Genomic DNA, 10,892 nt, shown 5'->3' with positions numbered 1-10,892 from the left:
GGAGTGCGTAGTGTTGCTACAACGAAGCAACGGGTAAAAATCCTTTATTTTAAGCACTTTTTCAAGCATTTTGTCTTTATTGAAAAGAGTGATTTTGACATAAAAAAGGTTCAAAAAAAGTACATTGATGTGAATGTCTGTTTGGATGTCGACTGCGTAGACAAAAAATAGATACGTCATAAAATATAATAGTTCAACGAGAACATTTTAATAAGTGTTCTCGTTTTTTTATTTTAAGGAGGAATTCATGAAAAAGAAGGAACAATCATCACGCCAAATCGTGATGTGTCATCTCGTGACTATCTTAGGAGTTGATATTGTGAAAGCAACTCAGCTAATTGATGAAATGGAGCAACTAGGTTTAATCCGATTTGATGAATTTGGAAATGTTGAAATTTTAGTCTTGGAGGGACAATCATGAAACGTATTACTGCTGATCAGTATCAGACATCAGAGCGATATTATAAACTCCCTAAAATTTTGTTTGAGAGTGAACGTTATAAGGATATGAAGCTGGAGGTTAAGGTAGCCTACGCGGTTTTAAAAGATCGGTTGGAGTTGTCTTTGAGTAAAGGTTGGATTGATGAGGATGGGGCTATTTATTTGATTTATTCCAATTCAAATCTGATGGCACTATTAGGCTGTTCAAAGTCAAAACTACTCTCTATCAAGAAAACCTTACGCGAATATGGCTTAATTGATGAAGTCCAACAGTCCTCTAGCGAAAAAGGTCAAATGGCAAATAAAATTTACTTGGGGGAATTAGAACATGAAACTACCCCAGTCTTACATTCAGACGGGGCTAGTGTTAAAAAAACACTAGGGGGGTCTCAAAGAAAGACGGGGCCGGTCTTAAATTCAGCCCCTAGTGAGACTGAAGGAAGTGAGACTAAATATAGTGAAACTAAAGGGAGTGATTTCCTTATTGAGGACGAGGAGGAGAGGCAGCTGGTAGATGAGAAACAAGAAGAGAACTTTACTTCAAAAGTCGATGGCGTGACCAAGTACGATCGAGACTATATTTGGGGTTTGGTTCATGACCAGTTAAGACAGACGGGTCTATCTCAGTCAGCTAGTGACTATGCCATGATTTATTTTAGTGACCGTTATCAGTATGCATTGGAACATATGCGATTTGCTCGGTCAGCGGAAGTAATAGCTGAATATGTATTTAATGGTGTGCTGTCAGAGTGGACCAAGCAACTGAGACGACAAGAAGTAAAGGGAGGTGATTAAGTTGATTTGGTGGATACTAGGTGGAATCTATCTGATTTCTATCGTCATTTTGATTTTTGAAATCATCCGTGCACCAGAAATGGATGATCATATATAGGCAAGAGTTTTACAAGTGTAAGGCTCTTTTTTAGTTGGAAAGAGAGGAAAAATGAAATTTTTAGATTTATTTGCTGGGATAGGTGGTTTTAGGCTAGGGTTGGAATCACAGGGTCATAAATGCCTGGGCTTTTGTGAAATTGATAAATTCGCTAGAACATCTTATAAAGCCATGTTTAACACAGAAGGGGAAATAGAATACCATGACATTAAAGAGGTCACAGACCATGACTTTAGACAATTTAGAGGGCAAGTGGACATCATCTGCGGGGGATTTCCTTGCCAAGCATTTTCACTCGCAGGCAGACGACTGGGATTTGAAGATACTCGAGGGACTCTCTTTTTTGAGATTGCTCGAGCGGCCAAACAAATCCAACCACGTTTTCTATTTTTGGAAAACGTCAAAGGCCTACTCAATCACGACGAGGGACGGACGTTCGCCACTATCCTCTCCACGATGGATGAATTGGGGTATGATGTCGAATGGCAGGTGCTTAACAGTAAGGACTTCCAAGTCCCGCAAAACAGAGAGCGGGTCTTTATTATCGGACATTCTAGAAGATACCGTCCCAGATTCATATTTCCTCTCAGAAGAGAAAACAGCCCAGCTCATCTTGAAAGGCTAGGAAATATCAATCCCTCTAAACGTGGTTTGAATGGTGAAGTCTATCTGACGAGTGGACTTGCTCCTACACTAACAAGAGGTAAAGGAGAGGGAGCTAAAATCGCCATTCCAGTCTTAACACCAGATAGACTAGAAAAACGGCAACATGGTCGTCGATTTAAGGACAATCAAGACCCTATGTTTACTTTGACAAGTCAAGACAGACACGGAGTTGTTGTCGCAGGAAATCTGCCGACTAACTTTGACCAGACTGGAAGAGTATTCGACACTTCTGGCTTGTCACCGACCTTGACCACCATGCAAGGTGGAGACAAGGTGCCAAAGATTTTGCTGAGGGATGAGCTGCCATTTCTGAAAATCAAGGAAGCCACAAAAACAGGGTACGCAAAGGCGACTCTTGGAGACTCTGTCAATCTTGCTTATCCAGACTCAACCAAACGTAGGGGACGAGTGGGAAAGGGAATATCAAATACTCTAACGACTTCAGACAATATGGGAGTGGTGGTTGCTGCTCTGGAATATCGACAGGATAAGTGGTATGAAGTCACAGGCATTGTCTTAGAGGGGAAACTTTATCGCCTGAAAATAAGACGACTGACACCAAGAGAGTGTTTCAGACTTCAAGGCTTTCCTGACTGGGCTTATGAAAGAGCAGAGAGTGTTTCTAGTAAGAGCCAACTATACAAACAGGCCGGCAATAGCGTGACTGTCACAGTTATTGAAGCCATTGCCAGAGAATTTAGAAGAACGGAAGAGGAAGAAAAACATGAACCTACTACATAAGAAAAGTATCCTAGATTGTACTGAATTAGAAGAACATATTCACCAAGTTGAAACCAATCAGTTATTACAAAAGATACTGTCGCTCCCCAATTTTGATTGTGACTTTGAGGTGACTTTTGAAGATGATTACCACAAAGAGATGAATGATCCCCTATTCTACGAATCCAATCTTCATCGGATTTCGGATTTTATGGAAACTAGGGATATTAAAAATGGTGTAGATACACTACTGACGAAAGACAATCACCTGGCCTTTCGTGCCTTTGGTGAAAATTATTCTGCTAGAGGAAAGGATGGCATTTTAACGACTTTAGTGACGGTCAAGTGCTTTGGTGAAGGACGGATGCCAATTGATATGAGTCGCTATTTCTCAACTCCTGAACCAACAGTTGAAAATAGCCTAACCCTATAAGGAGGAGCCTATGCTTGAGGTATATCTAGGAAATAATGCCAATACAAATCAAGATTTACTAACCATTTTGACGACCTATGGTGTGACTTATCGTTGTATAAAAGCGTGTGATGTAAACCGTGAAATCTTACTGTCACTCTTTGCCAAAACAATGGATTGTTTTGAGTTATTGTCGCCACGATTTCTTCGCTTTAAGCGTCAATATACGATAAGTTTGAATGAAATGATTCAGCTCATTCTCCAAAAGCCAGACCAGAATCTTCGGTTGCCACTCATTGTTTGTCAGAATCATGTCTATCCAGCTATTGGGCTAGACGAAGTGCGAACCTTTCTTCCCAGACAGGTAAAAGAAGAGCTGTTTCAGGCTAGTCTGATGAAACAGGTGACAGGGTAGGTGTGAAGATGAATGAACGATTTTGGGACAATTTAGAAATCATTCTGGCAGAAAAAGACCTCACTTGGGCAGAACTAGCTCGCAAAGTATTCAACGGTCAATATGTTTATCCAAGTGAGTTTAATCGCCTCTATCAAAAACTGCGACATTACAAATCCAATCGCCTGATGCCACAAACAAGATGGGTTGAGCGTATTGTTCTAGTCTTAGAAATTGATTATGAAGATTTATTCAAGAGGTGACAATGATAAGGATAGTGTTGTTTTATCTAGCCATACAGCTTAACGGTCTTCTGGTGAGTTTATACCTGAAAGAGTATCTGACAATAGAGGGTATAGTCTTGCTACAATTGGTCCTATTAAGTGTGACTTGCTTAGAGATTGGCCGTCATAAAACTCTTCAAGCAAAAAATATGACCTTGAGAAATCGCCTAAGATGGTTTCTTCTTGGTTTTGTGTGTATGGTTGCTTTTGCAGTCTTCATCAGCTTCCTATTTCCAGTTCAGACTAGGAATCAAGCGGTATTGGTACAAGTAGGAAAACAGGTTCCTCCTATTATCTTTTTATTGTTTCTGGTCAATGCAAGTATCCTTGAAGAGATTGTTTATAGGCAGTTGCTATGGGAAAAATTGACATTCCCTTTTGTACAAATAGGCGTGACCAGTTTTCTCTTTGTTCTATCCCATGGACCCAATCAGATAGGGAGTTGGTTCATGTATAGCTGTCTTGGCTTGACCTTGGCTGCTGTTCGATTGAAAACTGATTGTATGACGGCAATCGCCTTACATTTACTTTGGAATAGTTTGGCTTATGTCGTAACTTTCTTGTGATACCAAAATCAAGAGTGCTTCCGTATTATGGAAACACCTTATGTTTGATAGGGAATCGAAAAAAAGAGGAGGTCACCATGTCATCTGAACAACAAGAACGTCAAGCGATGCAATACGTGGAAAGAAGTAGTTTATTGACAGTCAGAACCTTCTTAAAGCTCTTAGAATGGTCGGCTAGGCAAGCCTTAGCTCAAGATTCAGCTTATAAGATTGGGGTTCAAAAACTGGAAGAACTCCTTCAAAGCCCTTACGCCATTGAAGCGATTGATGTTAGTAAAGACATCCTAGATAAGCCAATTGATGTTGAGAAATTCAAGGAGTTAATGGAGTCAGAAAAACTGCCAATCGCAATTAGTTGGCAAAAAGACTATCTCTACTTTTATGCCAAGGATAAGACCTTGCTCGATCATCACTTGGATGAATTGTTGAAGAAACTGATGTCTAATCCAGAGAAGCTAGAAGGTTTAACCTTTGATAAAACCTTGGACCAAGAGATAGAACTGGCCAAAGAGAAAATTAGAGTGACAGAACCTTCGGCAGTCAAAACCAAGGAGGTGACCTTGTAATGTATTCCAGGCAAAAAGCATTTGTCTTTGGACTCTTGGGTCTTGCCTTTGGCTATTTCTGCCATCGTCTAACCCTACTCTATGATAGTTTAACCAATGTCCCACCTATGGAACGTTTAGCCTACCTCTTAGGAGAGGGGTTAAATCAGGTTTTCAATCCTTTATGGCTTTTTACTTTTACTCAAAAATCTCTTTTTGCCTTTATCCTTGGAATTCTAACGATGATGTTAATCTATCTTTATGTTTCAACAGGACAGAAGGTCTATCGAGAAGGGGAAGAATACGGTTCTGCACGATTTGGAACCAGTAAGGAAAAGCGGAACTTTTACAGTAAGAATCCTTTCAATGACACGATTTTGGCTCGTGATGTTCGTCTAACCTTGTTGGAAAAGAAGAAACCCCAGTTTGACCGAAATAAAAATTTGATTGTCATTGGGGGTTCTGGGGCAGGTAAGACCTTTCGCTTTGTGAAACCAAACCTTATCCAACTTAACTGTTCCAATATTGTCGTAGATCCGAAAGACCATTTGGCTGAGAAGACAGGTAAACTCTTTTTAGAAAACGGTTATCAGGTCAAGGTTTTAGACTTGGTTAATATGACCAATTCAGACGGTTTTAATCCCTTTCGTTATGTAGAAACAGAGAATGATTTGAACCGTATGTTAACGGTCTATTTTAATAATACCAAAGGAAATGGTTCTCGCAGTGATCCATTTTGGGACGAGGCTTCTATGACATTGGTGAGAGCTATTGCCTCTTATTTGGTAGATTTTTACAATCCTCCAGGAAGTTCCAAGCAAGAGCAGGAAGCAAGACGTAAGCGTGGCCGTTATCCAGCCTTTTCTGAGATTGGGAAACTCATCAAACTCTTATCAAAGGGAGACAATCAGGACAAAAGTGTTCTTGAAGTCCTGTTTGAAGACTATGCTAAAAAATATGGTCACGAGAACTTTACCATGAGAAACTGGGCGGATTTTCAGAACTACAAGGACAAGACCTTGGATTCGGTCATTGCTGTGACGACCGCTAAGTTCGCCCTTTTTAATATTCAATCGGTGATTGATTTGACGCAAAAAGACACTATGGATTTGAAAACGTGGGGCACTCAAAAGACCATGGTATATCTTGTTATTCCAGATAATGATACGACCTTTCGTTTTCTATCTGCATTATTTTTCTCTACGGTTTTCTCCACTTTGACCAGACAGGCTGATGTGGACTTTAAAGGGCAACTGCCTATTCATGTTAGAAGCTATCTGGATGAGTTTGCGAATGTCGGAGAAATCCCAGACTTTGCTGAACAAACCTCAACAGTTCGCTCTAGGAACATGAGTCTAGTTCCAATCTTGCAAAATATTGCTCAACTCCAAGGACTTTATAAGGAAAAAGAGGCTTGGAAAACTATACTGGGGAACTGTGACAGTCTCCTCTATTTGGGTGGGAATGACGAGGAAACTTTCAAATTTATGAGTGGACTTTTAGGCAAACAAACCGTTGATGTCAGAAGCACCAGTCGCTCTTTTGGGCAAACAGGTTCAAGTTCTACCTCTCACCAGAAAATTGCCCGTGACTTGATGACGGCTGATGAAGTCGGGAATATGAAACGAGATGAGTGTCTTGTACGCATTGCAGGGGTTCCTGTTTTTCGAACCAAGAAATATTTTCCACTCAAACATAAGAATTGGAAATGGCTTTCGGATAAGGAAACTGATGAACGCTGGTGGCATTATCGCATCAATCCCCTAACCGCTGAGGAAGAGGTAGATTTGTCAGGCCATAAAATAAGGGATTTAAGCACAGAAACGACACTACATTAATAGAAATGAGGAATAATATGAATCAAACACTATCAGGCTTTGTTTACGGAGTGGACGCCAGCTCCATGTTCTCCCAAGCCATGTCTCTATTACAAAAAGGCTTAATTGCAGTAGGAGCCTTTCTTGTTGTCATGGGCATTATCAACCTTTCCACCAACATTAAAGATGGTGGGCCAGGTGTCCGAAATGCCATTCTAGAAATTGTTGGTGGCGTCATGGTGGGAGCCGCGGGTGCTTTTGTGACTCAGATTACCATTTAAGGGAGGACAGCATATGACATGATAATGAATTTTACGTCACCTTTTGTATTTCTAGCCTCTGAAAAAGTATCTAGCGATAGCCTTTTTGAAGGATTTCAAGTGGATTTAGAATCAACCGCTAACCTAGTTAAATCACTAGCGGACTTTAATCCGACGGTGTGGTCTTACATGACAGCCATTACCAAGGGGATTATGCAGCCCTTGGGAGTAGCTATTCTTGCGGTTGTTCTCGTACTCGAATTTTCAAAAATGGCCAAGAAAATCGCAAACTCAGGTGGTGCAATGACCTTTGAAGCCATAGCACCTATGATTGTCAGCTACATCATGGTCGCGGTCGTGATTACCAATACGACGGTTATTGTGGAAGCCATTATTGCCATTGCCTCTTATGTTATTGAACAAGTGGCAAGTCTTGTCACGAATGGTGGTGCTAATTATGATACCATCTCAGGCATTAAGGGATCTGGAATTGTAGGAAAAATGATTATTGGCTTTTTTGCGATTCTCATTTGGTTGGTACGAATGGCCAGCATCATGGTTGTCAATATCTTGATTACCATTCGCTTTATCCAACTCTATCTGATGATTCCTTTTGCCCCTGTTACCATTCCGACCTTCCTTAGTGATGACTGGAGAAGTGTTGGGATTGGTTACCTTAAAAACATCATGGTCTATGCCGTTCAAGGTATTTTGATTTTTCTAATTGTATCTCTTGTTCCCTTGTTTGAATCGGCTGGAAAGATTGCCGTATCAAATGGAGCTGGAGTTATGGAATCACTCGCCATTATGTTTGGTGGCTTGGTACAGGCCATATTGTTAATCATTGCCTTGGTTGGCAGTCAACGGACCGCCCGAAGTATTTTGGGGATGTAGGAGGATGGGAGTAAATTGCCCGCCTCCTCTTTTTATAGCTTACTTAGATTGGAGAACATTTATGAACACTCGTGTCTTTAAGGACATTTCAAAGGTTCAACACAGGGCATGGCTGGGATTTACAACTAGACAGGTTATTTTTGTATTTCCAGCCGTCGCCCTAACCATTTTGGTATTGGGCTTGAACCTATTTTACTGGCAATTTGGGGATTGGTTTGTCTATGGTTTTGTTTTTAGCTTTACCATTCCACTCATGTTATTTGGGGTCTATCGCCCCAACGATTTACCATTTGAAACCTACCTCAAGTACCGTTTTCATTATGAACTAACGGTGCCAGACCGCACATTTACTGGAAGAAAAGGAGACCAACGTGAAAAAATTAAAACACTCAATGAAACCAAAGACACCTTCTAATGACCAAAAGCAAAAGACGAAAACACAGAAGCAGGAGATCAGACCTTCTACCGTAAATACGTTAGCCTATCAAGGGCTTTTTCAGAATGGCCTTATGCAGGTCAGCCCAAGCTATTTCTCACAAACCTATCTCTTAGGAGATGTTAATTATCAAACAGTTGGCTTAGACGATAAGGGAGCTATTGTTGAGAAATATTCGGATTTAATCAATTCACTAGATGATAAGACAAATTTCCAACTGACCATTTTTAATCAAAAGCTCAATCTGGAAAAATTCCGTAAGAGTATTCTCTATCCCTTGCAGGAAGATGGGTTTGATGCTTATCGTGATGAATTGAATCGCATGATGGATGCCAACTTAGAGGCGGGTGAGAACAATTTTTCAGCTGTCAAGTTTCTTTCATTTGGCAAGAGCGACCAAACACCAAAACTAGCTTTTCGTTCTCTGTCACAGATTGGGGAATATTTCAAGAGTGGCTTTTCAGAGATTGATGTATCTCTTGGTTTACTTGGTGGAGAGGAGCGAGTGAATGTCCTTGCGGATATGTTACGAGGTGAAAATCATTTACCGTTCTCTTACAAGGATTTGACTCTCTCAGGTCAATCCACCAAACACTTTATTGCCCCAACCTACCTTTCCTTTAAACACAAGAATCACATTGAATTGGACGATCGATTATTACAGATTGTCTATGTTCGTGATTATGGTATGGAGCTAGGGGATAAATTTATTCGAGACTTAATACAGTCAGATTTGGAAGTGATGATTAGTCTACATGCTAAAGGCTCTACCAAGTCTGAAACCATGACCAAGCTACGAACCAAGAAGACCTTGATGGAATCGCAAAAGATTGGGGAACAACAAAAGATGGCTCGGACAGGCATCTATTTGGAAAAGGTCGGCCATGTTCTTGAAAACAACATCGATGAAGCTGAGGCTCTTCTTCAAACCATGACCCAAACAGGAGATAAGCTGTTTGACACCGTATTTCTAATTGGAGTGCTGGCGGATACTGAAGACCAACTCAAACAATCTCTTGATATTATCAAGCAAGTTGCAGGGTCTAATGATATGATTATTGATAATTTGACCTATATGCAAGAAGCTGCCTTTAATAGTCTCTTGCCATTTGGGAAGAACTATCTTGAAGGTATTTCTCGGTCTCTATTGACTTCAAACATTGCCGTGAATGCACCTTGGACTTCCGTTGATATTCAGGACAAGGGTGGGAAATTTTATGGGATCAATCAAATCTCAAGTAATATCATCAGTATTGACCGTGGCAAGTTAAATACTCCGTCAGGTTTGATTTTAGGGACTTCTGGAGCTGGTAAAGGAATGGCGACAAAACATGAAATCATCTCTACTAAGCTCAAGGAAGCAGATAGTGAAACTGAAATTATTATTGTTGACCCAGAAAATGAGTACAGTATTATCGGTCAAGCCTTTGGTGGAGAAAGTATTGATATTGCCCCAGATTCTACTACCTTCTTAAATGTCCTCGATCTATCCGATGAGAATATGGATGAGGATCCAGTCAAGGTCAAGTCAGAATTTCTCTTGTCTTGGATAGGAAAGCTCCTGGACCGCAAAATGGATGGTCGTGAGAAGTCCTTGATTGACCGTGTGACACGACTCACCTATAAGCATTTTGACACACCGTCCTTGGTCGAATGGGTCTTTGTCTTAGCTCAACAACCTGAACAGGAAGCTAAGGACTTGGCACTGGATATGGAACTCTATGTGGAAGGGTCGCTGGACATATTTTCACATCGGACCAATATTAAAACAGACAGTCATTTCCTGATTTACAATGTCAAAAAGTTAGGCGATGAATTAAAACAGATTGCCCTCATGGTTATCTTTGACCAAATTTGGAATCGGGTGGTCAAAAACCAAAAGCTAGGGAAGAAGACCTGGATTTATTTTGATGAAATGCAGCTACTCTTATTGGACAAATATGCCTCTGATTTCTTCTTTAAACTTTGGAGTCGTGTCCGTAAGTATGGGGCGATACCGACAGGCATTACTCAAAATGTAGAGACACTTCTTTTGGATGCTAATGGCAGACGCATTATTGCCAATAGCGAGTTTATGATTCTTTTAAAACAGGCCAAGAGCGATCGCGAAGAATTGGTACATATGCTTGGGCTTTCTAAAGAGCTGGAGAAGTACTTAGTTAATCCTGAAAAAGGGGCAGGCTTAATTAAGGCCGGTTCCACCGTTGTCCCATTCAAGAATAAGATTCCACAACACACCAAGCTCTTTGACATCATGAGTACGGACCCTGAAAAAATGAGGACATGAGATGAAAGAGGATAAAAAGCTAGTCAAACAGGCTAGGCAAAACTTTCGAAGTAACTTAAAATCAGCCCGTATGCATTATCGGAAAGAAGTTAGGGCCTTAAAGCAGACTGTTCCTAAAAAAGGACGATTTCGGAAATCAGCCAAAAATTCTCTGTTTCAGGGAAAGAAAACAGAGTTAAAAGAAAATCTACTCAGTAGCCAAAAGGAAGCAGAAGAGAAGTTCCTAAAAGAAATTACCTATGTGTCTCCTAGACTGTTGAAGGTAAAGGAAATCAAGA

General features: G+C 40.6%; 13 protein-coding genes and 1 pseudogene. All 14 read left to right on the top strand.

The window, feature by feature from the left end:
* The first annotated feature begins 247 nt into the window (after nt 1-247).
* Nucleotides 248-421, top strand: coding sequence for a hypothetical protein (locus tag ACMZ6Z_RS08470; protein ID WP_277290645.1), 174 nt, complete (start codon nt 248-250; stop codon nt 419-421).
* Nucleotides 418-1,236, top strand: coding sequence for a replication initiator protein A (locus ACMZ6Z_RS08465; RefSeq protein ID WP_416132115.1), 819 nt, complete (start codon nt 418-420; stop codon nt 1,234-1,236). The genes ACMZ6Z_RS08470 and ACMZ6Z_RS08465 overlap by 4 nt, the downstream gene beginning before the upstream one ends.
* 148 nt (nt 1,237-1,384) lie before the next feature.
* The gene (dcm, locus tag ACMZ6Z_RS08460; protein WP_416132114.1) at nt 1,385-2,740 is read left to right on the top strand and encodes a DNA (cytosine-5-)-methyltransferase; all 1,356 of its coding nucleotides are present in this window, start codon (nt 1,385-1,387) and stop codon (nt 2,738-2,740) included.
* A complete protein-coding gene (locus tag ACMZ6Z_RS08455; protein WP_011922469.1) occupies nt 2,724-3,152 on the top strand; it encodes a hypothetical protein in 429 nt (142 codons plus the stop codon). The genes dcm and ACMZ6Z_RS08455 overlap by 17 nt, the downstream gene beginning before the upstream one ends.
* Before the next feature lie 10 nt (nt 3,153-3,162).
* A complete protein-coding gene (locus ACMZ6Z_RS08450; protein WP_238712650.1) occupies nt 3,163-3,546 on the top strand; it encodes a hypothetical protein in 384 nt (127 codons plus the stop codon).
* 8 nt (nt 3,547-3,554) lie between these two features.
* A complete protein-coding gene (locus ACMZ6Z_RS08445) occupies nt 3,555-3,788 on the top strand; it encodes a hypothetical protein (protein ID WP_002935120.1) in 234 nt (77 codons plus the stop codon).
* 2 nt (nt 3,789-3,790) lie between these two features.
* Complete coding sequence (locus tag ACMZ6Z_RS08440) at nt 3,791-4,375, top strand: CPBP family intramembrane glutamic endopeptidase (RefSeq protein ID WP_416132113.1); 585 nt, start codon at nt 3,791-3,793, stop codon at nt 4,373-4,375.
* A gap of 77 nt (nt 4,376-4,452) precedes the next feature.
* Complete coding sequence (locus ACMZ6Z_RS08435) at nt 4,453-4,941, top strand: hypothetical protein (RefSeq protein ID WP_172052111.1); 489 nt, start codon at nt 4,453-4,455, stop codon at nt 4,939-4,941.
* Complete coding sequence (locus ACMZ6Z_RS08430; protein ID WP_367985957.1) at nt 4,941-6,758, top strand: VirD4-like conjugal transfer protein, CD1115 family; 1,818 nt, start codon at nt 4,941-4,943, stop codon at nt 6,756-6,758. Before ACMZ6Z_RS08435 ends, ACMZ6Z_RS08430 begins: the two co-directional genes overlap by 1 nt.
* 17 nt (nt 6,759-6,775) lie before the next feature.
* Complete coding sequence (locus ACMZ6Z_RS08425; protein ID WP_074415222.1) at nt 6,776-7,018, top strand: hypothetical protein; 243 nt, start codon at nt 6,776-6,778, stop codon at nt 7,016-7,018.
* 18 nt (nt 7,019-7,036) lie between these two features.
* Complete coding sequence (locus ACMZ6Z_RS08420; protein ID WP_024380768.1) at nt 7,037-7,891, top strand: conjugal transfer protein TrbL; 855 nt, start codon at nt 7,037-7,039, stop codon at nt 7,889-7,891.
* Nucleotides 7,892-7,952: 61 nt separating this feature from the next.
* On the top strand, nt 7,953-8,306 hold the full coding sequence (locus ACMZ6Z_RS08415; protein ID WP_001097580.1) for a PrgI family protein: 354 nt from the start codon (nt 7,953-7,955) through the stop codon (nt 8,304-8,306).
* The gene (locus tag ACMZ6Z_RS08410) at nt 8,263-10,614 is read left to right on the top strand and encodes a VirB4-like conjugal transfer ATPase, CD1110 family (protein ID WP_416132112.1); all 2,352 of its coding nucleotides are present in this window, start codon (nt 8,263-8,265) and stop codon (nt 10,612-10,614) included. The genes ACMZ6Z_RS08415 and ACMZ6Z_RS08410 overlap by 44 nt, the downstream gene beginning before the upstream one ends.
* 1 nt (nt 10,615) lies before the next feature.
* Nucleotides 10,616-10,892: pseudogene (locus ACMZ6Z_RS08405) on the top strand (CHAP domain-containing protein); the annotation flags it as partial.

The sequence above is a fragment of the Streptococcus pluranimalium genome (genome assembly GCF_047785705.1).
GTDB classification, from domain to species: Bacteria; Bacillota; Bacilli; order Lactobacillales; family Streptococcaceae; genus Streptococcus; species Streptococcus pluranimalium_A.
This window is presented reverse-complemented; position numbering and strand designations above follow the sequence as displayed.